Genomic DNA, 22,697 nt, shown 5'->3' on the forward strand with positions numbered 1-22,697 from the left:
TAAAACTATATAACATTTATCTCGACACTCGATGATTTCAAGCCCGGGCTTTTCGCCTGTATCCGCAGTCTGCCGGCATTGTCGGTCGCTTGTAATATCAATAACGCTTTACCATTGAAGGTTTTTCTATGAAGCACTTTATGAGGTGCAATATCCAAGACATCTCCATTTTCAACTCCAATAAGTTTATAATCGCCTTTCACCTCAAAATCCACGTCCACATTGGCATAGGGTACAAAATTCCCTTTCTTATCGGTTACATCGACGGTCACAAAAACTACATCCTTACGATTGGATTTCATTGTTTTTCTATCTGCCGTCAATTTCAAGGAGTAGGCTTTTCCGGCAGTCTTGTGAGAGCATGAGGCGATTACCCGCCCGTCTTTATAAGCTACTGCCTTGATGGTTCCCGGACGATACGGCACATTCCAAACAATCTGCAAAGAATCTCTATGCATATCTTTCCTCCCCAAAGATTTGCCATTATAGAACAGTTCCGCTGCATCACCGTTAGTATAGACAACCACCGGTATTTCTACTCCTTCTTTACCCGGATGTGTCCAATGAGGCAATACATGAACCATAGGCTCATCGCTCCACAAACTCTGATACAGATAATAATGATCTTTCTCAAAACCGGCAAGGTCTATGATACCATAGTTATTGGTTCTTCCGGGCCAACCCCACGATTCTCCCAGATAATCGAATCCTGTCCAGACAAATTGTCCTATAAAAAAGTCATTGTCACGAGTCTGTTTCCATTGCTCCCTTACCGATATACGGCGGGTCTGATTGTCATAACTCGAAGCATAACGAGTATCTATACCATCGAATACCTCTTCGGTCGTAAAACTCGTAAGAGGGAATACTCTGGCAGCATCATGCTCGTTCAACACCTCATCTTTATCCCACGGTTTACGAGTTCCAATCGTGCGGTACACCCCACGAGTCTGCCGAGTATGAGGGATCTCGGTTCCCACAGCCAATTTAAGCGGTTGCTTTTTATGGAAATCAGATATATCGCCATTGCATTCACCATTGGCATTAAATCCCGCAATATCGATATAAAGGTCTGTACAATAGGCCTGCGTTGTAGGACGAGTAGGATCCATATCATGGAAAATCTTATTCATCTTATACTGCAAATACATATGCCTATCATATCCCCAAACCTCATTTCCCAAACTCCACATCACCACGCTCGGGCAATTTCGGTCGCGTTTTATAAAATCGGGAAGATCTTTTTCCCACCAATCAAGAAAGTCATTGCTGTAATCATAAGGCACTTTGTGACAACCATACCAATGGAACCAGCCGTCCCACGGTTCGTCTATCACCATAAAACCAAGTGTGTCGCACATGGCATAAAACTCGGGAGCATAGGGATAATGCGATGTACGTATGGCGTTACCCCCCATTTTTTTCAACTGTATTAAGCGTTTATGCCATATATCTTCTGTCAAGGCCGTTCCCACAGCTCCCATATTTTGATGCAGGCACACACCTTTCATTTTTGTCGGTATACCATTGAGTCTAAATCCCTTTTCGGGTATATATTCCAGTCTTCTGATACCAAAACGCGTCGTATAATTGTCTACGATCTTACCCTCTTTCTCTACAAAGCTCTCCATATAGTAGCATTCGGGAGTATCAGGACTCCACAATCGAGGATTTTCGACACAAATCGTATCAAACAACGTCGATTGATAACAACTGATTTGCCCATTGCGTTGACTTCTACCGACTTCACGGCCTCGGCTGTCCCGAATGACAGAAATTAACTTGATAGGAACCTCACAAGCCTCTGGACTATTCACCTCGGTCTCTATACATATCCGAGCCGACTCGGTCGAAATCTCCTCGGCTCGGATGCACGTTCCGAATCGAGCTATATGAACCGGATCGGTCGTCACCAAATTTACATGACGATAAATCCCTATGCCCGAATACCACCGCGCACTCGGCAATCTACTGTTATCCAATCGTACCGACAGAACATTAGTTCCTTTCACTAAATAAGGAGTGAGATCATAGGAAAATCCAAGATAACCATTAGGATAGAAACCTAGCTTATAACCGTTCAGCCAAACCGTACTGTTCATATAGGCTCCATCAAACTCGATAAATACCTTCTTACCTTCCCACAAAGGATTCCATTCGAGCTCTTTTTTATACCAAACGACACCGCCACCCGGCAAAAATCCGTTTTCACGGCCATTTTTCTGATCATAAGTTCCTTCGATACTGTAATCATGCGGGACATCGACTTTTCGCCAAGATAAAAAACGACTATTATCCATCTCACAACCTTGTATATCGGCTGGGTAGAAATACCAATCGAAATCTATATTCTGTATAACCCTCGCCTCTGTTGCCCTCAGGCAAAGAGGAGAAAGGGTTAAAATCAATAATCCTAAAAGCGATAATCTTCTCATCACCTTTTTTGTGTGTTTATCGGTAACTACTTTACGGTTTATTCTTTAATGAACGAAGCAACAAATCTATTCCTCGTGACGGTATCGGTAGATACCAGTATATAGCTGCCCGGGGCGAGAGGATTCACATCAATCACGTCTCCACCGAAATCGTCCAAAGAAATCAGTTTCTCCCCGGCAATAGAATACACGTCATAATCGCAGTTATTTTCGTTATTCAATTTATTTATATACAGTTCATCATGACAAGGATTGGGATAGATTTTAGTATCTTTATCTGCCACAGCCTCTTCTACCGAAGATATGGTTCCAGGATAAATCTTAAATACTCTGGCATCGGAACGAGGCACTTTCAACGTCAATATATTTGCTGTTTTATCTGTCATTTCTTTTTTATCTGTCCAAAGTTCATGTACAGTGTAAACCACGCCTTCGGCAAGCCCCAAATCACTATATTTCAAATTAAAAACTTTTTGAGTCGGAGACGTAGTAAAGTGATATGCGGCCACATAAAGGGTATCGGCAACTCTATGCATAAAAGCATCGGCTTGACCCGTTCCCCAATAATCGTTCACGATAGGACGAAACGACTTCCCTATTTTACCGATACGATTTATCTCTTCATTCTTGACAATCGACTGTGCACGAACACGCGCTTCCTCTGTACAGTTCAAGAAATCGTCCCCCAACAAACATAGTCCCGTAGTTACCACCGAAGTGAACCGAGCTCGGTTTTCTCCCGGCGAATGCAATGTATAAGTTCTGCCCGACGGATATTCCCCATTACCCGTAAATTTACCGAAGACCATGTAATCGGGGTCGTTATAACAATAGAAACGATCGGTCCACCAACTATGTGTCAATGCGTTAAGCGCATATTTCGTATCGTTCATCGTTCCATATGTATCACAAGCAAAACGACGCCCATTGGCATACTGCGCCGGGAAAAGAGGTGCGATAGAAAGGTTCACGTACATCTTATCACCTATTCTGTCCGAAAGATATTTCATTCCCTGATTATAAGCCTGTATTCCCGTAGTCACCTCTGGATCATACCAAGAGTCGGCCTCGAACGTTCCGTGTGTCATAAAGTCTATTTTCAGGAACTCATAACCATCTTTAATCCATTGGTCTATATAATAATCTATACGCATCTTCGTGCCGATGTGAGTAGGATCTAATGCCCAACCTTTATTTCCACCAGGGAACTGTGCTGGCTGCCCATTGATTTTCAACACAATATCTCCATATTTATATTTACCGTCGGTTCCTTCCACATCTTTATTCATGTTACCTCCCCAATCGACAAAAGGAGTCCAATAGATCCCCGGCTTTTGCCCACGTTCCTTACATTCTCTAATAAAGCGACGGCGATTTTGAGCCGTGATATTTGTCCAATAAGAATCGAGACCGATATATACGGTACTGTCATTGGTAAATTCGGGAGCCAGTTTATCGGCAAAGAAAGCCGATACACTCGAAGCAATCGCATACGAAACATCAGACATCGCATTTCCCCAACTGTTCCAGCCGAACGGTGTTCCTTTATCCCACGCACGTTTAGGTGCCACAACGGCATTCAACTCGCCATAAACCTCCATTCCATCGCGCCAGTCATCAAAATAACCAACCATTACCTTCGGTGACTTCACAGTTGTACCTTTCACTTTACCATGGAGCAGTTGATCTCGGGTTGTAGGTGTCTTCCCGGAATAATTGTCGCTAATTCCTCCATAAACAGTGAGCGATGTAATAGCATTGGGTGTATCGACTTTCGTGACGACTCCCGTTTTCCAATTATCATGTTCGATAGAGCCTAACACCAAACCATTGTTGTTTTTCGTGCTATACAAGCAGCCCGCTTCATAGCTCGTGTAAGTTGATTCCACTCTAAAAACCTTAGAGTTGTAAGCTACCCAACAGTCATTGTCATAAGGGACAATCAAGGCCACATTGGTCCCGTTCTCGGCGGGAAGGAAAGCCGTTGTCTCGGTAGAGGTCAAAGGAGACATATAGTTCGATGCTATCACATCGGGTGACTCTACTTTCAATTCGGTCAACAAATAGTTTTGACCCGAATAGAGATAATAAGTATGCGTAACTGTCAATGCCGGATTCCCGTTCGTATACACAAGATCGACACGCTTGCCCGAACCGAATGAGTCGGAACAATCTTTAATATTCGCTCCGGTAAATGTCAATGATGTGTTTACGGGATACTCGGTCTCATCTATCTTAAATACAGCATGGTTTTTGGAAATCAGCAAGACTTCGTTTTTATAAATATCCGTTTGCCCATCTGCATCCGAAATATTTAATTTCAGAGCTCCTTCCTGTACCGTGATAGCCGATACAGAAAGGGGGATAACACAAAATAAAAGGGAGGTGAGTCGGTTCATATTATTGGCGTTTTTTAATCGCCGGGGATTTTGTTTCCCCGGCGATTAGATTAAAAATTTAATTATACACATTTACGCCCTGCGTAAATCAAAGTTCAAAAAAGGAATTAGAAGCCTGCGATTATCTTAGATACAGATTGTTTGTTTCCAATGATAACTTTTACCAAATAGGTGCCAGTGTTTACATCGAAATTCACGCTCTGACCGGCAGCCACACGATATTGAGACAATGCTCTTCCATCGATTCCCAAAATTTCAAATACGGCAACTTCGTTCGAGGAGTTTTGCAAATACACGGTTTGTCCGGCAGCATACACTTTGTAATCGTTTCTGTCTAAAACATTTTCGATGCCCGAAGTAGAACCTACAACGAAAGGACTGGCCAACCAGCCGTTATCCACAGCAGATACCGCAATTTCCACGCCCTCGGTTTTAGGCATGTACAAATCATATTTATTAACCGGGATCAACGGATATTGCGTCCCATACACTTTCAACGCACCAGTGGTTTTATCGGCAGGAAGTATGAAATTTATCTTACCATCGGGATTCTTGACATAGATATTGTACCGAATTGCCTCGACCGGAGTCGTATCGTCGGTAGCTTTTTCCCATCTCAACTCATAGCAACCTTTGTTTTCATTGTAAATGGCAGTAAAGTTCTGGGGAGCAGAAGGCGCGGCATTGGCAACGACTCCATCGCCTCCCTTGTTGAACAAGATATAATCGGGCCAAGAACCCAATCCATCACCATCTGCCCCACCACCATCACGGTAACCGAAGATACCCATATCGAGGAAACCGTCATTATTAATATTTACGAAAGTAGTCGATCCTCCGCGGGAACGAGCATCGTCGGGAATAAGATTTTGTTTTGTAAACGAATTATCCCCGTTGTTATACATAAAGGTGGCATTGGTATTCCAACCCGTCATGAAATAATCATTCAACCCATCGTTATTCACATCGCCAATCGCCAAAGCACAACCACCACCGAAGAAATTGGTCTCGGCTTCCTCATGACGAGTGAATGTTTCATCTTGATTATTGACATACAATTTCCCGAAAGCGGCCCAACCATTATTTACGTCACGGCCTATCTCAATAATATCGGCATATCCGTCGTTGTTCACATCGATAAAAGCGGTCTCTCCTTGTTGATGTCCCACGAAGTCGATACCTGTCACTTCTGTAAAAGTATCGTTCCCGTTATTCTTATACAATTTTGTCACCGATTTATAGGTATCGTGATACCCGGTAACCACCATATCTATCCAACCGTCATTGTTGAAATCGGCCACATCAACCGATCCGCCATTAACACCGATGAAATTTTCTGTTCCGTTAACCGGGTTTTTCACCAACTCGAACGAGCCTCCTACATTTTTCATAATGGCGCACACACGGCCTTGTCCCGTTCCTCCGGAAACTTCCTCCCACACTCCGCCGGCACTTCCGTTGATAAGCAAGTCGGTCCAACCGTCATTATTGTAATCGAAAGCGGCAAGTAGCTTAGAGCCGTTGTCATTCGATTCGGTGCAAAGACCGGGAAAAGCCTCTATCATATTCCAGTCGGCCACAAATTTATAATCGGGAGCACCGCTGTTCATAAATATGTCCGTAAACGCATCGCTACCGACTTTCCCGACAGTAATCAAATCGAGATTACCATCGTTGTTAATATCGATAAACACGGCCGAACTTTGATTTTTTGCATACAAATCTTCCGACACCGCAGTAACATCGGTATACGTTCCATCGGCATTGCCTTTGAACAAGCCCATACTAGGTGTATTCTGTCCAGCAATAATAAAATAGTCCATAATGCCATCGTTGTTAAAATCGGCAAACAACTGGCGACCGGAAGCAGTCATCGGGAATCCACTCTCCCCGTCCACCGGATTTCGTAAAATTTCCCAATTCACCGAATTTGTAGAAAAGCCTGAAAATACAGTTCCTACAAGAGCCAAAGAGATTAATAATTTTTTCATATTCATAGTGTTTTTATGGCGAGGTCTATTTTTATTTCTCTATCGGTAAGACAGACCTCTTAATCCCACCGATAGAGAATATATAGTCGCTTAATTCAACCCGGGATTTTGATCATCTTCCAAATGAGGATTTTGTTTTATTTCTACCATCGGCACAGGGAATAAGCGATGTTGCGCTCCAATAGTCGAAGCCAAAGCCTGCCAACGGTTTCTCACTTTTATATACTCTTCAAAATGTCCGGTTCTCACAAGATCCATACGCCGCCAACCCTCGCAAGCGAGTTCACGCATACGCTCATCGAGTATTTTCGTGCGGAATTCTTCAGCAGACATACCCGTGTCCCAAACATATTGAGCCGGAACCGTTCCACCGAAAGCACGAGAGCGAACAGTCGTATTCACCAATGTAACAGCACCAGACGTATTTCCTGTCTCGTTCATACATTCGGCCAACATCAACAACGCATCGGCATAACGGAAGTAGTACATATTTCCACCCGTATAATAAAAAGACTTAGTTCCATCGATACGCACATCTTCAAACTTTTTGAAATGGGGCTTCAATTGGTCTTCTCCAAAACCAGCAGATGGAACAGGCTGTTTGCCCTTATAAATAAAATCGGAGCGTATGCTGGCATCTTTTCTCAAGTCTCCCGGCTCGTATATATTCACGCAATAATCAGTCGGTAAAACAAAATCATATCCTCCATACATGCAATTGGGATCTCCGGAACAAGCACGAGTGCCTGCATACCATTGAGCCTCGTTAGAATCGGGCCATACATTATTGAAATAAAACGTGAATATTTCTTCTGTACTGGCCTGAGACGGTAAATTTCCCATTACTTTGTTGGCATCGAACAAATCGGCATAATTGTTTTCAAGAACAAATCCGCCTCTGCTTTTCAAATCTTCCAGCAAAATCTGCGCTTCACCGAAATCTCTATATCCTGACTCCACAGGAGCCGACATATATACCTTCGCCAACAACATTTTTGCGGCCCAAATCGTAGGGATACGTCCATCGGCCGCTCTTTTTTCCGACAAGTAAGTAAGAGATACCTTCAAATCATCTGTAATCATCTTGTAGACTTCTTGCAATTCTTTGCGCGGCCCCAACTGATTCTGGCCGTCTACGATATTGGGCAATGGTAATTTGCCCCAATATTGAGTCAACTCAAAAAGAATACATGCCCGATAAAAAGATATCTGTCCCAAGAACACCTTATACTGCTCGGCTTCATCGGCAGAAGCAGATTTCAACAATCGATCGATATGCCATAACCCCTCACTTGCTTGCACAGCCACCGGCCAACGAATATTCCAAGCCTCTGCAATAGAAGTATTTTCAGAATCATAATATCCGTCATATTTATCGAACGCCGCCTGCATAGCATTTGTCCTTACCTGATACTCACCCTGCTGAGCCTCATCGGTTCCTAAAATCGTGTAAAAACCTTTCCGATTCACACGAGTCGCACGCCATTGATAGTACAGCCCATAAACAAAAGCTTGCACATTCTCTGGTTTTTCAAAAACCTGTTCGCTCGACAAACTGGTTTGCGGATCTTGCTTCAAAAAACCGTCTTCGCAAGACGATACAAAAATCGACAGAAGCAACGCTATAACGATATATCTATTAGTTTTCATATTCCTAACTTTTAATTTCTTAGAATGATATATTTAGACCGACAACATACATACGCATATTGGGATACCAATCCCCGGTTTCAGGATCGAATCCTTTGTATTTCGTCGCAGTAAAGAGATTACTTCCCGTAAAATAGATGCGAAGATTGTCAAGGTAAATCTTATTGATCAATTTACGAGGGAACGTATAAGCCAACGTAGCCGAACTTAACCGGAAGAACGAGGCATCTTGCAAACATAGGCTCGTACTGCCGTACCCGAATCCGCTAAACGCATGATAAGCTCTCGGTATCAATGTATTCGTATTCTCCGGTGTCCAACGATTCAATATATCTTTATGAGCTGCACTTCTTCCATCACTGGTAACCAATGAATTATACAAGAAACTCGTTTTCTTGGCTCCATACGAATAATTCCCGACAAGCGTCAATTCCAAACCTTTCCAACTTACAGTCGTATGGATACCACCATAGAATTTAGGGTCTTTAACCCCCACGACCGTACGGTCCTTATCATTAATAATGCCGTTATGATCTCTATCCAACGGCAAAATATCTCCGGGTTGTGCCGTCCGAGAACCCAATTCGAGAGAGTTCACATAATCCATATCCGACTCCTGTATAATCCGGTCGAACAGATACATATAAATCGTATTCAACGACTCACCCACAAACAAGTTACCCTCGGTCTGTATCTCGTTATTCGACATACCACCTAATTTATAGATTTCCTGAGCCTGCCCGTCCAATTTGATAATCTTATTGCGATCGGCAGAAATATTAAATCCGATATTCCAATTCCAGTCCTTTGTACGAATAGGAGTGGCATTTATCGAAAATTCAATACCTCTATTCCGAAGCGTGCCTACATTGGCTAATTGATCAAGGTATCCCGAAGACGGCGACTTACTAATGGTCATCAACAAATCCTCGTTATCAATATGAAATAAATCGAGTGTAAAGCTCAAACGATCGTTAAACATGCCATAGTCCAATCCCACATTAATTTGTTTCTGCTTTTCCCAGCGTAAATCGGGGTTACCATACCGTCCCCAGTTAATCAACGCACTCGTACCAAGAGTAGCTCTTACATCATAAAGCGTTTGGTAACCATAGTTGGGAATATTTTGATTACCAGCCAAACCATAGCCTACCCGAAGTCTTAGGTTATTAATGACATTCTGCGACTGCATGAACTCCTCTCCTGTAATATTCCACGAAGCAGATACCGAAGGGAAGAATCCCCATTTATTATTGGTTCCGAATTTAGATGAACCATCATAACGACCTGTAAACGTGACATAATAGCGACTATCGTATACATATCCCGCACGCAAGAATACAGAAGCCATAGAGTAAGTCCAAAAATCTGAATTAACGCCGAAATCCTCTTTCTTCGAAGCTCCGGCTATTGCCTTATATGAGAAAAAGTCATTACCAAAACCCTTCACATCAAGACTATTCCAATTTTGACCGTAATAAGACATATTAGCACCCAAAACAGCCGATATCCTATGCTTCTCTTTAATTAATGTTTTGTATGAAACCGTGTTATCCCACTGCCAATTCAACATTTTATCCTTACGATGTTTAGCCTGCCCATCGGCTGACGCTTTATAGGACTGTGTCGTTTCGGTAGAATAGTAGGTATAGTCTTCTTTACTCATATAATCAATAGAAAAGGTCGAACGTATATCAAGTCCTTTTATTGGATTGATATTGATAAAGTTAGAACTCATAAGACGAGCTTGATTCGCATCTCTGACCACATTCAAGTCCCTGATAGGATTATTATTGCTCTGGCTCTCTTCTGTGCCATATTTCATATACCAATATTCACCTGATATCGGTAACAGAGGATCTGCTCTAAGCGCCACAGGAAAAGTATTGTCATCTGCAACAGGATGTCCCACCTGATAAACGAAGGTTGTATTAGTTCCTACCTTCAACCAAGGCTTTACCATCTGATCGAGATTGATTTTACCTGTGTAACGCTCATAGCTTACATTTTTCATTAAGCCCTCTTGCTGATTATAGTTAAAACTCATGAAGTAAGAACCCTTATCACCAGCTCCAGAAAAACTTACCGCATGATTTTGCTGATATGCATTTTGAGTAACCGCATCAAGCCAATTATACGTTTTTCCCGACAGGTAAGCCTCCATTTCATCTTCTGTAAAAATCGTATTAGGTGGAACCGTTGTCGATAAGAAATTATCCTTTATGTATTTTTCTCGTCGGGCAGGCGGTAAATTAGTCGTATTATTAAACTCATTGATATATGCCTCTACGCGGAGGTCATGCAATTGAGAGCCATTGATCAACGGCATCTCTTTGCTGAAACTTTGCGAGCCATACCAACCGTCATAAGTAACACGGGCCTTACCTTTTTGCCCTTTTTTAGTGGTAATTACAACAACCCCATTTGCGCCGCGAGCTCCATAAATAGCAGTCGCCGAAGCATCCTTCAATACGTCGATAGTAGCTATATCATTGGGATTCAGCATCTCGAAACCTTGATCAACCAACAAACCGTCTATGACATAAATAGGAGAAGTCCCATATTGTATCGAGTTATTTCCCCGAATCTTAATGCTGGCAGCCTCTCCGGGTTTTGCACTATTCTGGATAAATACACCGGCAACTTTCCCTTGCAATGCAGTATTCAAATCGGCGGTAGGGATCTGTTGTAAGGTTTTATCGGTCACCCTAGCGACCGATCCTGTCAAATCGCTTTTCTTCATGGAAGCACCTACAACGATTACCTCGTCCATCGCGATTCCCACAGGGTTCAATTCTACTTGAATTTTGGCATTTCCTTTTACCTCATACTCCTGTTTCTCATATCCGATAAAAGAAAATTCAAGCACAGAACTCTTTTGAACGGTAATAGAGAACGCACCGTCGATATTTGTCATTGCACCGACAGACGATCCTTTTACCATTACATTAACACCCGGCAATAGTTCATCTGTTTGAGAATCTCGAACCGAACCCTCAATTTTTACACTTTGTGCCATCGAACCGAACAACGGTAGGACACAAAGCAAAGTGATAAAACATAATTTCAACCTGTTCATAATGTAAAATAATTAGTGTTATCCATGCTATATATTTAGTTTTATTCAGCCGTAATGCGTATCACCTTACTATCGTATTCATTATACATCGTGAAGCGAAGGCCATATTTCATCAGATAGTCGCCCGAAAATACCTTTCCGTCCAACGGCGTAAACCACGAATATCCTTTGGTCTCTTTATTCAATTCCGTTACCCGATAATTTTTATCAGGGTCAAGACCTTCGAGAATCAAAGGTTGTGTATTCCCGTTGATACTTTTCTTCAAAAGATATGTGAACAATACAGCATCATTTTGGTCTTCGGTAACATACATCATAGCCGTACGTTTATTCTCATATGGAGAAAGTAGGCGATACAAATCACCGAACTGTACAATTGAGCGGATACTGTAATAGTCTTTAATCGCATTTTTCGAGAACTCTTTATCCTCGGGGGTCATATCTTTGGGTTGCAAATCCATACCCAATTTGGCAGACATCGCCACATCGAAACGGAACTTCAAGGGAACGATACGACCTGTGATGTGATTGGGAACAACCGATACGTGACTGGCTAGTGCCATAGAAGGGAAGAACTGAGTAGTCCCCCATTGTATAAAAATACGGTCGAGGGCATCGGTATTATCACTAATCCAAAACTCATCGAAATAGGGAAGAGTGGCATAATCTATACGACCGCCTCCCCCAGAGCAGCACATCATAGAAACATCTTTATATTTGGCACGTACCCTATCGAGAACCGAGAATAATCCCCGCACATAACCGATCCAAAGATGAGACTGTTTCTCGGGGGATAAGAAATAAGAACCCGAATTCGTAACAAAGCGATTACAATCCCATTTGATATAGGCAATACCGGGATTTTCGCTCAGCGTTTTATCTATCACCCCGAAAACAAAATCTTGCACTTTGGGATTAGAAAGATCGAGAATCAACTGATTACGACTTAAATCGAGCGGTCGATTCGGTTGCCCGATTACCCAATCGGGATGCTTTTCATACAATTCACTTTTGGGATTAACCATTTCGGGTTCGAGCCATATACCGAATTTAATACCTTTTTTCTTCGACTCGTTCACCAAATAGCCCAACCCATGGGGAAGTTTCTTTTTGTTACAATCCCAGTCACCTAAACCGGCTTTGTCATTATCGCGAGGATATTTATTAGCAAACCACCCGTCATCGAGCAAGAAAAGTTCGAATCCCATGTCTGCCGCATCCTTAATAATACCACTCAAAACCTCTTCATCAAAATTGAAGTAAGTTGCTTCCCAATTATTCAACAAAGTAGTTCTGGTCTTATCGCCCCGATATATACCATATTTTTTCGCCCATCGATGGAAACGTCTCGAAATGTCTCCTGTACCCTTAGACGAATAGGAATACAGCAAAGCCGGAGTTCTGAACACCTCCTTAGGATTAAGTATATATTGTGAAGCATAAGGATTAATTCCCGATATAATATGTAAATTCTCACGATGATCTACTTCGAATGAAAGACGATAGCTACCCGGCCATGCCAATGTTCCTCCTACGACCCGGCCTGCCTTTTCCTGAGCTTTGCCATCGAGTGAAAGATAAAAACAGGGATGCGAATGCTGGTTGGAACGCACACCCAATTTCGATTCAAGATTTTTCACCCCTCTCGATAATTGAGTCTCGACCATGTTCATCTCCATTGCCCACTCACCACAGAATTGAGTGAGATGATAAGACGATTCGTTGAAAAACAAGTGTGATGAAGCATAGTTATAAAGTGTTACCGGCTTTTTTTCGGTATGACTGATTTCGCTCCATTGCTCTATCACATCATTTTGAGCATAAGATTTGAAACAAAGTTTCACCGTGAACGGGAAATAACCATCTTTAAGCGTAATAATCGTTTCGGTTATATCATCGCTCAATTTATTTTGCTCCACACCCTCGAAATAGAGTTCGGTAGAAGTATTTCCGTCACCATGCACTGCACGTAAAGCCGCTTCATTGACATAAGAGGTTCCGAAAGTAGGATAAGCATCGGATTTCGTAACCTGCGTTGCCTCGGACTCTTTCTCATCTAAAAAAGATCCGAAATAGACTTGTCTCAGTTTTTTATCCTTATCTACTTTATAAATTAACGAGGTATTATCCGTATTTATGGATATCGTCTCCTCGGCATAAGTTGTTACTGCGAAACAAAGTAGCAAATAACACAGCATTTGTCTTCCAAGTGTTTTCATGTCTATTTGATTTATCGTTTCTATTTAACTAATTCTTTTTCAAGATCTTCAAGTGATTTACCCTTTGTTTCGGGAATATATTTGAGTGTAAAGAGGAATCCCAATAGGCAAATAAAGGTGTAAAGCAGGAATGTTCCTCCTGTTCCTAATCCCGAATTGAGGAATGGGAAGGTGTAGGTCAACAAGAAACTGGCTACCCACAACGCACCTGTACAAACCGCCATAGCAACCCCACGCACGGCATTGGGAAATATCTCTGAAAGCAACACCCATGCAATAGGACCTAATGACATGGCATACAATCCTATCGCACACACAACCAATATAATCATGAATATACCGCTTGCATGAACGAAATAACACCATGCCAGAATGCTATAAATAAATAATAAACCGCCAGAGCCTATCAGTATCAATTTTTTACGACCGAGCTTCTCTACCGTAAAAATAGCCACGAATGTAAATATAAGATTGGCAATGCCTGTGACAACGATATTCATCAAAATATCGGATACACCATAACCTGCCGCTTGAAATATCTCTTGTGCATAGTTAAATATGACATTGATTCCGCACCATTGCTGAAATACGGCAATAACCAACCCTATGGATAGCACAAGACGCATTTTTTTCGAAAATAGCTGTTTGACCGCTCCCTTACCATGTTTCTTCGCTTCTGCATCCGATTCGCGATAACCGGCACACTCAGCCAATGCATATTCTCGATTGCCTATCCGTTCCAATGCAATCATGGCCTGACGCTCATTTCCTTTTTGAATCAGCCAACGAGGGCTTTCAGGAATAAAAAAGACTAAAACAAAAAAGAGGAACGAAGGAAAACAGACCGCATAAAACATCCATCGCCACCCCATTGTTCCATTCCAAGAGGCTGCAATATCCGCTACGGTAGCATCAGGAGCGACCGATTCTGCGATAAGCATATTGACGATTTGAGCTGACAATATCCCCAGCACAGTAGTTAACTGATTGAGTGAAACCAGCTTGCCCCTCACACTTCTCGGTGCAATCTCGGCTATATACATAGGAGAGACATCGGCTGCGAGCCCAATAGCTATCCCTCCGATAAAACGCGATATGACAAAAATCACAAAATAATCCGCCATGCCGGTACTTAGCGAAGAAAAAAAGAATACCAAAGCCGCAACTATCAACAGACGTTTCCGTCCATATTTATCGGCCAGTACCCCTGCTATCATAGCTCCTACAAGACACCCCAGCAGAGCCACACTCATCGCCACGGCCCGCATCGTGTTATCATCGGTAATTCCAAAATACGGTTCATAAAACGGCTTCGCCCCGCCTATTACTACCCAGTCGTAACCGAATAACAATCCGCCCATTGCGGATACAAGGCATATAAAATAGACAAAACCTTTCTTATATTGTGCATTCATGTGTATAAATTTTAAGAGTCAGTTTCTTTCACAGCACATTCAATCCTTGATGGTTGATATCGAGCTCTCTCACTTTTCCGAGAAATCTTTCTGCTGTCTTTCTATCGTTCAAGCCCAAATATCCAAGCCCCATCACCAAATTACAATGTATCTGGTTGCGCAGATTGAGATCGTCCTCCCAAATCAACAAATCGGGTAGAGAAACAGCAAAGTAATCGATTTTCACATGGTCGAAGAGATGCTGTTCCCCATGATTGATAAGCTTATTGAAACGGCTTCGAGCTTTCTTTTCGTCTCCCAACTTACGCCAAGCAAGTCCTTGATAATATATCTTGTCAGGTTGTTGGTCGTTATAGAAGAATGCAATCGCAGGTTCGGCTGAACCGACCGTAGCCTTTCCAAAATAAAGTTCAGCATTTTCCTTATCACCCAATCCTTCATAGGCACAACCCATAAAATAATGTATATCGTTTTCTTCGGCTCCCGCGAGTTTTCCTTCTCCAAGATTGAAAGGATAGTATTCTGTCTCTCTAAGTAAATCGATAGCATCTTGATAACGTTTTTCGGCAATTGCCTTTTTCGCCAATTCAATGCGGCAGATTATATACTGTCCAGAAATCTTACCCTCTCCGCCTTCCCACGGATGGAATTTTCTCGAAGCAATCAAAGATTTGGCTTTTTCATACTCGCCCAATTGATTATATAAGGTAACACGCTCTACACTAAGGTCGTCGCGTCTCTCCACCAAATCGAGATGCTTTTCAAGGAATGCCAAACGTTCTTTATGCGGACGACGCAACTTCTTATAGAGTTGATCCAATTCCATCAAAATGCGATCGTCGTTCGTATCGAGAGCAAACGCTTTTTCAAGACAAGCCAACGCATCTTCTTTCCTGTTGCGTTTGTTGTAATATCCCAATGCAAGATTACGCAAAACAGTAGGGAATTGATCGTCAAGTTCTACCGAACGTTCCCAACAAGCGATAGCTTCATCGTGCTGACGAGCTCCATACCAAAAGTTTCCAAGATAATACCATGCTTTGGAATCATTCGGTTGCAATCTATTTGCATCTTGCAGCATAAGAACTTCTTCCAATTTATTAGGGAAACAATAGTCGGGAGCCATCTGAGACGCTTTCTTGTAATAATCGATAGCTTTAAGCACATCGTCCGATTTCGATGCAAAGTAACCAAGTGCATAATAAACCATCGGATATACTATTCCATCGTTTTTGTTTACCCACAAAAGGAGAAGTCGCTCAGCTTCCGCATAAAGTCCGGCATTGGCAAAATCCAACGCATACTCGATATAAGAATGTACCGATGTCGTCTCATTCATCAAAGCCATCATCTCGTCGAGAGCTTGTTGCGCAGATTCCCCACCAAGCAAATAAAGCTCGAATCGGCATCCTATATTAAACTTATCTATCGAGAGAGACTCTGCTATGAGCGTAGCCGCAGCTTCTTTTTTACCCAATTTGCGAAGAATACTTGCTTTCAACTGACGTGCTTTATGATTGTGCCAGTTACGCACCAATGAACGATCGATATGTTCGAGAGCTTTCTCGAAATCATTTCTAATACAATCAATTTGGGCAAGAGCGTAATATGCGGAATCTTGTTGGGCAGCACTCCAAGTCGCTTTAAAAAAAGCATCATAAGCTTCGTCAAACTTACCTTGCATTTTAAGACTCCAACCCAAATTGTAATGAGGTTCTCCGTCAATCGGGTTGGGATTGCGTTCTATCAATGTGGCGATGGCAGCCTCAAAATAAGGTTGAGCTTTTGCGAACTGGCCTCTACGCATCAAGAACAACCCCATGGCATTATTACAACGCACATCACCCGGTTCACGAGACAAAGCCTCCATATAGTAATCGGTAGGATTATACGTAGCATGACGATACTGTTCCAAATGTAACCCGGTCAGATACAATTGTTCTATGCTTGCGATATCTTTGGGATCTTTGGCTGCTTTCGCAGGATCGGGGATAGGTTTGATTTCCTTTTTTTCGGCCTCATATTCTACCAACACCTTACCATTATTATCGTATACGCATAACTTTAAAGAATCAAATTCGACACCATTTAAAGCGAACGATTCTTTTACCGGTTCGGCAGGAGACATGTCGTGAATACTATCCAAATAGACTTTTCCACCACATGTCACCAGAATTCTCACACTTTTATATACACTTGTCGTGTAGAGGATTACTTCTCCTTTATCCTCATTCTTTTTTAGTGTAACAATCGCCTCTTTTGTCGCATTTTTCACCATACCGACAGCACTGTAAGGCATGAAATATTGCTTCCACTCTTTCTCCTCATACGGTTGCAACCATGTAAAATCGGGCTGATTATCACAATACATACCCGTCATAAGTTCTATATAAGGGCCATCTTCATCGGTCAAGTTTCTATCCCAAGCCTGTCCGAAATCCCCACACCCCCATGTCCATTGCTTCTTACCCGCATTGACATGATGATCGGCCACATGCAACAGACCAGCCTCTACGTTTTCCTCGTATCCTCCCACAAAATCATACTTGGAATTGATTGCCATATAAGAGGTAGGAACCGGAATATTTTTATACTTCGAAATATCCACACCCGAAGAATAATCCTGTTTATAGTAAACTCCGGTAGCAATAGGGAAACTCGATACCGCACGTTTACCATGGTCAAACACGGCATTCACATCGGGCGGAAACACCGAATAATAATCCTTATGGACTACAACCGCAGGATTCGCCCACCACAAGAACGTTTGCGGTAACGAGGTGCGATTATATACTTTCGCTTTTATTTCAAGATATGCTTTTCCCGGATACAGGGTAAACCCAGCCATTCCTTTTGTGCGAAACATTCGTTCCACCTCAGAACACCACACCGTAACACTTCCATCAGGAAATTCCTCTATCGTACATTCCGTTGGCAAATATGTCGAAGGACGGTGATGTTGAGGCCAGTTAAATTCGATACCACCCGAAATCCACGGACCAGTCAACCCCACGAGTGCCGGCTTGATTACTTGATTATAATATACGAAATGACGTTGTTTAATTTTATCGTACGCCATTTGAACCCGACCACCAAGCTCGGGAAGAATCATTATTTTCAGATATTCGTTTTCCAAGAAAACAGCACGATAAGCTTTCTCCTTCTTTTCATCACATATTTTTTCCACTACCGGATAGGGATATACCACTCCCGAACTGCCTTGATAAACTCTCTTTTCTATAAAAACCGGATTTTTCTCCTCTTTACCGATCTCATAAGTCGGCAACATAACGGTTTCTTCCCAAGCCTTTACTTCGCTTTTCTTTACAGTACTTTTGATAAGATATTTTGTGATATTTTCCATGATATAAACATATCTTTTTGAATATTCTTTTTAATATTACAAATATATGGCAAATATAAACTTGAAAGCAAGGGGAAAAAATGTATGTAATATTTGAAAATATGTATATTATATTCTTATATTTGCCATATAATATCTAATAATATGAGTATCAAAACTTTTATTCCATCTGGATTTCCGGGAGAAAGGGAGATTATCATTCCTGCTGATTTATTGGATTCTATAATAAACAACCCCGTTACAGAACAATTGTATGTCACTCATATAGGATATTACCCAAATGCCAAATGTCATTATAGAGAACGACCTATCGGAGCAGAACAATACATATTTATATATTGTGAAAACGGAATTGGTTGGGTAGAATACAATGGAGAACGCATGACATTAGCCAAAGACCAATTCATTATACTACCGCCCTATGAGAAACATGCATATGGATCGGGCGATAAGAAATCATGGAGCATATATTGGCTTCATTTTAAAGGAACAAATGCGCCTTTTTTCAATTCAATCATGGGGCGCAGCATTGAAATAAAAGATGCCGACAACAGCCGTATCCAAGATCGACTCATATTATTCGCCGAGATATATCGTAACATCGAACACGATATATATGACCCCGAAAATCTTCAATACACATCTTTCTGTCTAATGCATTTTTTAGCCTCTCTAAAATATATAAAATCATTTCGGGAAATAAAAACCATCGGGAAAATCGACAATATCCAAAAATGTATACAATTCATGAAAGATCATTTAGAAGAAAAAATTACCCTTAGTGATATTGCCGATTTCAGTGGTTATTCCATAACTCGAATCAATGCCCTTTTCAGAACGGAAACCGGAGTAACACCTATGGAATATTTTTCTAATCTAAAAATCCAAAGAGCCTGTAAATACCTCAGAGATTCTGATTTAAAAATTAAAGAAATCGCTTTCAAATTAAATTATTTTGACCAATTTCATTTTTCAAAGAATTTCTATAAAAAAATAGGAATACCCCCATTAAAATACCGCAAAATGGTCCAAACAAAAGATACAATTTGACTCAATAAAACCACATTTGTATGAGAACCTCCATTCACATTGGGACCCTGCGCTTCTACGCCCATCACGGAGTACTGCCCCAAGAACAAAAAGTAGGGAACTATTTCAAAATAGAGACCACTCTTTATACGGACTTCTCCCGAGCTCTCGTTACGGACGAACTGACCGATACACTCAACTACGCAGAAGTCTGTAAAATCATTTCTGACGAAATGGCCATACCCTCTCGCTTACTTGAACACGTTGCAGGGCGAATCATCAACTCGCTTCGTTCTCATTATCCACAAATAACAGGAGGTCGATTAATCGTTACCAAAGAAAAGCCTCCAATCCCCGGCGACATTCGCGATGTGTCGGTCATTGTCGAATGGTAGACCTTCTTCCCAAACTAACGGTCAGCAGGTATTTTGTCGATTCTCCTTTGATGGCGACCGCCCTCGAAATCGGTATTCAAAAATACGTCGACTATCTCTCGGCAAAGTTCTCCCGAAATAAATCGGCCGGGCATAACTAACACGTTAGCATCATTATGTTGACGAGCCAATGCTGCAATCTCAGTCGTCCAGCACAATGCCGCACGGATTCCCTGATGTTTGTTCAGAGTCATATTTATACCATTTCCACTACCGCAAATAGCGATACCCGGATAACATTCACCCGCTTCCACAGCCAAAGCCAGAGGATGTGCGAAGTCGGGATAGTCGCAACTTGCTGTCGAATATGTCCCGAAATCCTTATATGCAATACCTCGAACATCAAGTTCCTGCATAACAATCTGTTTCATCTCATAACCGGCATGATCACATGCTAATCCCACCGGCTTTCCCTCTTTTAATATGCTCATAAATTTTGCAGTTCAATTAAACTATAATAGGGAATAAAAACACAAAGTCGGCATCTTGATGTCCAAACACCCCTGTTTTTGCATCCCACGGATACAAAAATACGAAATATTTTGAGATATAGACCGATTCAAATATAATAAAGTAGGGAAGTACAAGTCAATGATATAAGGTTTTGTCGGGCAACATTCTTCCTCTCTGTCGAAAAAACAGAGAATTGACGGGTTGAAAAGTGCCCTCGCTTTTTGCTTACCCATAGCTTTTTATCTCACTTTCTATATCTGTCCGGCACAGCAGAAGCCACGAAAATCTCTCACATATACAATCTTTCTATATTACTCTAAGACAAATTCAAACAGCTCTTATTCTATCACCGAACCATGTTCTTTCAAATAGATACGCAACAATTCGAAAAATGCAGGTGCATCTAACAATACAATACTATCATCTTGCGCTTTCACCTCATTCATCACCTCACAATACCAAGTAGGTTGTTTCAGAATATTACGAAACCAATGGAACGGTAATGCAGAACGCTCTTTTACACGTTCCACGATTCTTTTGGCGGCAACTTTCGGGTCACCGTCATTGATGTCCAAATCGGCTCGTATTACAGGCATATTGCCATGTAACAGGGCGGTTGCAATCTTCTGAGGCACAATACCATTCGGGCTAAAAGAAGCATAACAGTCCAAACCCTCTTTATTCAATCCCGGGGCATGTCCGTCAATAACAAAACCGGTAATCGACAATCCCCATTTCTTATAATACTTTTTACAGTGCTTACCCCATGTTTCCAAACCGGACGGAAGCCCAGACTCTCGCGGTTCTTGCAACATACCAGGCATGATATATCCCGCTCCATTATCGGCCGCAGCGAAATAATCATTTTCAGTGGCCGTTGTGCGGAAGTTATGCATAATATGGGGCACGCGCTCAGCCAATACGGGACTGATACACCACATCAGAGGCAATTTTCCACGGTTCGGGTCGTCCCATATAGAAGGTGTTCTTTGTGATATCCATGCGGAAGCATCATAATCGCCGACATAAAAAATAATAAAATTCCTGCCATCTACATTTACTTTACCGTCAGCCGTCAACAACCCTCTTTCTCTTAATTCTTTATGAGAAATCCAATTTTGAGTATATTGCTTTTTGGTAGGGAAATGTTGCCAAAAAGAGGCATTCGCCAATGCGCCATAGCCAATAGCATCTGCATCCTTAAAAGCATTGTATGCACTGATGATACGGCTGAACTCCCATTCCGTAGGCACATCATCGTGGCTACCAGAAGCATGCATTGTGTATTTATAAGCCCACGCAGGAAAACCTCCTATGTAGCACATCTTTTCATTGTTATTTTGCCGATAAGCCAACAGCAACATTTCTTTCAGTGTATTCAAATCAGTGCCAACAGCTTGGGTAGGATCATCAGTGGCCGGTTCATCTCCCCACGGAGATAAATCGAAGAAAAAGGCTCCTTTACTTACAAAAAAATCGTGGTTGCACAAAGTGTGGTGATTCCTTACGGTGGCAAAAGGTTTCTGCTTCCAATACTGATCAATGTAATAAGCGGCAAACTCCGTATTGCACTTTCCGGTTTTCATATACTTCTCTATAAACCAAACATAAGGATCGTTCTTCAAGGATCCGGTAGAGTAGCGTTCCGTTCCCGGAATCTTTGTCCCTTTCTTACCGGTAAACATAGAAGTGCCATCAGGGTTCAACAACCATCTTTTTACCGGCAATTTAGGCCCGTGCAATACAAGACGATCATACAAACTTCCCGGAGTTTCATCATAACGAATAGCCACCAAATTTTCAATTCCTGCTACCGAGGATGCCACATTACTGGTAGAGGCGATGTTTCCATCATAAACGACTACCCCCTCTATATAAGGAGCATATACCGTGAATAAATCCTCCATTGTCTGGTATGTCCGTGTCTCACGTCCATACAACCATTCACCTTTCTGACGATATTTATTCCACCAATAACCATCGATATCGTGATTACCCTCCATTACAAAGTAAACATACAACCGGGGAGCATCCCTGTTTACCACTCCTTGCAAAGTAGAGACCGCATGAACATCGTCCCAAGCTACATCGAGTCCTTCTTTGGTATTCAAGTCGGTATTGAGTGTATAACGTAGATCATAAATACCGATTTCCGCATTGGCAAAAGCCGTATATATCATCAACAATAATACAGCTACGATTTTTAAATATCTATTTATCATTTTTCTA

12 protein-coding genes are annotated in these 22,697 nt (G+C 41.9%); 2 read left to right on the forward strand and 10 right to left on the reverse strand.

Going from position 1 to position 22,697, the window contains the following annotated elements; genetic code table 11:
- Nucleotides 1–5: 5 nt before the first annotated feature.
- The 8 genes from NBH06_RS07615 to NBH06_RS07650 form a co-directional block, all read right to left on the reverse strand.
- Nucleotides 6–2,435 carry a glycoside hydrolase family 2 TIM barrel-domain containing protein gene (locus NBH06_RS07615; RefSeq protein WP_250793586.1) on the reverse strand — a complete coding sequence of 810 codons (2,430 nt, stop codon included), beginning with the start codon at nt 2,433–2,435 and terminating at the stop codon, nt 6–8.
- A gap of 38 nt (nt 2,436–2,473) precedes the next feature.
- On the reverse strand, nt 2,474–4,834 hold the full coding sequence (locus NBH06_RS07620) for a T9SS type A sorting domain-containing protein (protein WP_250793588.1): 2,361 nt from the start codon (nt 4,832–4,834) through the stop codon (nt 2,474–2,476).
- A gap of 107 nt (nt 4,835–4,941) precedes the next feature.
- Nucleotides 4,942–6,825, reverse strand: coding sequence for a T9SS type A sorting domain-containing protein (locus NBH06_RS07625; RefSeq protein WP_250793590.1), 1,884 nt, complete (start codon nt 6,823–6,825; stop codon nt 4,942–4,944).
- Between the two features lie 90 nt (nt 6,826–6,915).
- Nucleotides 6,916–8,475 carry a RagB/SusD family nutrient uptake outer membrane protein gene (locus NBH06_RS07630; protein WP_250793592.1) on the reverse strand — a complete coding sequence of 520 codons (1,560 nt, stop codon included), beginning with the start codon at nt 8,473–8,475 and terminating at the stop codon, nt 6,916–6,918.
- A gap of 19 nt (nt 8,476–8,494) precedes the next feature.
- The gene (locus NBH06_RS07635) at nt 8,495–11,554 is read right to left on the reverse strand and encodes a SusC/RagA family TonB-linked outer membrane protein (RefSeq protein ID WP_250793594.1); all 3,060 of its coding nucleotides are present in this window, start codon (nt 11,552–11,554) and stop codon (nt 8,495–8,497) included.
- A 41-nt stretch (nt 11,555–11,595) separates the two neighbouring features.
- Nucleotides 11,596–13,752 (reverse strand): alpha-galactosidase, encoded by a 2,157-nt coding sequence (locus NBH06_RS07640; RefSeq protein WP_502800950.1) that lies wholly within the window; start codon nt 13,750–13,752, stop codon nt 11,596–11,598.
- Nucleotides 13,753–13,793: 41 nt separating this feature from the next.
- A complete protein-coding gene (locus tag NBH06_RS07645) occupies nt 13,794–15,188 on the reverse strand; it encodes a sugar porter family MFS transporter (RefSeq protein WP_195634539.1) in 1,395 nt (464 codons plus the stop codon).
- 28 nt (nt 15,189–15,216) lie between these two features.
- A complete protein-coding gene (locus NBH06_RS07650; protein ID WP_250793598.1) occupies nt 15,217–18,552 on the reverse strand; it encodes a DUF5107 domain-containing protein in 3,336 nt (1,111 codons plus the stop codon).
- A gap of 144 nt (nt 18,553–18,696) precedes the next feature.
- Between NBH06_RS07650 and NBH06_RS07655 the strand changes: the two genes are divergently transcribed.
- Both NBH06_RS07655 and folB read left to right on the forward strand, forming a co-directional pair.
- A complete protein-coding gene (locus tag NBH06_RS07655; RefSeq protein WP_250793600.1) occupies nt 18,697–19,602 on the forward strand; it encodes an AraC family transcriptional regulator in 906 nt (301 codons plus the stop codon).
- A 20-nt stretch (nt 19,603–19,622) separates the two neighbouring features.
- Nucleotides 19,623–19,976 (forward strand): dihydroneopterin aldolase, encoded by a 354-nt coding sequence (folB, locus tag NBH06_RS07660; protein WP_250793602.1) that lies wholly within the window; start codon nt 19,623–19,625, stop codon nt 19,974–19,976.
- A gap of 14 nt (nt 19,977–19,990) precedes the next feature.
- Here folB and rpiB read toward each other — a convergent pair whose 3' ends face one another.
- Both rpiB and NBH06_RS07670 read right to left on the reverse strand, forming a co-directional pair.
- Entirely contained in the window at nt 19,991–20,446 is a 456-nt protein-coding gene (gene rpiB, locus NBH06_RS07665; protein ID WP_250793604.1) for a ribose 5-phosphate isomerase B, read from the reverse strand.
- A 360-nt stretch (nt 20,447–20,806) separates the two neighbouring features.
- Complete coding sequence (locus NBH06_RS07670; protein ID WP_008862679.1) at nt 20,807–22,690, reverse strand: GxGYxYP domain-containing protein; 1,884 nt, start codon at nt 22,688–22,690, stop codon at nt 20,807–20,809.
- Nucleotides 22,691–22,697: the final 7 nt, after the last annotated feature.

The organism is Barnesiella sp. B2-R-119, from assembly GCF_023656675.1.
Lineage (GTDB): Bacteria > Bacteroidota > Bacteroidia > Bacteroidales > Barnesiellaceae > Barnesiella > Barnesiella intestinihominis.

Coding starts and splice junctions, on each gene's coding strand:
- NBH06_RS07615 (WP_250793586.1), bottom strand. CDS start 2,435: ATGAGAAGATTATCGCTTTTAGGATTATTGATTTTAACCCTTTCTCCT.
- NBH06_RS07620 (WP_250793588.1), bottom strand. CDS start 4,834: ATGAACCGACTCACCTCCCTTTTATTTTGTGTTATCCCCCTTTCTGTA.
- NBH06_RS07625 (WP_250793590.1), bottom strand. CDS start 6,825: ATGAAAAAATTATTAATCTCTTTGGCTCTTGTAGGAACTGTATTTTCA.
- NBH06_RS07630 (WP_250793592.1), bottom strand. CDS start 8,475: ATGAAAACTAATAGATATATCGTTATAGCGTTGCTTCTGTCGATTTTT.
- NBH06_RS07635 (WP_250793594.1), bottom strand. CDS start 11,554: ATGAACAGGTTGAAATTATGTTTTATCACTTTGCTTTGTGTCCTACCG.
- NBH06_RS07640 (WP_502800950.1), bottom strand. CDS start 13,752: ATGCTGTGTTATTTGCTACTTTGTTTCGCAGTAACAACTTATGCCGAG.
- NBH06_RS07645 (WP_195634539.1), bottom strand. CDS start 15,188: ATGAATGCACAATATAAGAAAGGTTTTGTCTATTTTATATGCCTTGTA.
- NBH06_RS07650 (WP_250793598.1), bottom strand. CDS start 18,552: ATGGAAAATATCACAAAATATCTTATCAAAAGTACTGTAAAGAAAAGC.
- NBH06_RS07655 (WP_250793600.1), top strand. CDS start 18,697: ATGAGTATCAAAACTTTTATTCCATCTGGATTTCCGGGAGAAAGGGAG.
- folB (WP_250793602.1), top strand. CDS start 19,623: ATGAGAACCTCCATTCACATTGGGACCCTGCGCTTCTACGCCCATCAC.
- rpiB (WP_250793604.1), bottom strand. CDS start 20,446: ATGAGCATATTAAAAGAGGGAAAGCCGGTGGGATTAGCATGTGATCAT.
- NBH06_RS07670 (WP_008862679.1), bottom strand. CDS start 22,690: ATGATAAATAGATATTTAAAAATCGTAGCTGTATTATTGTTGATGATA.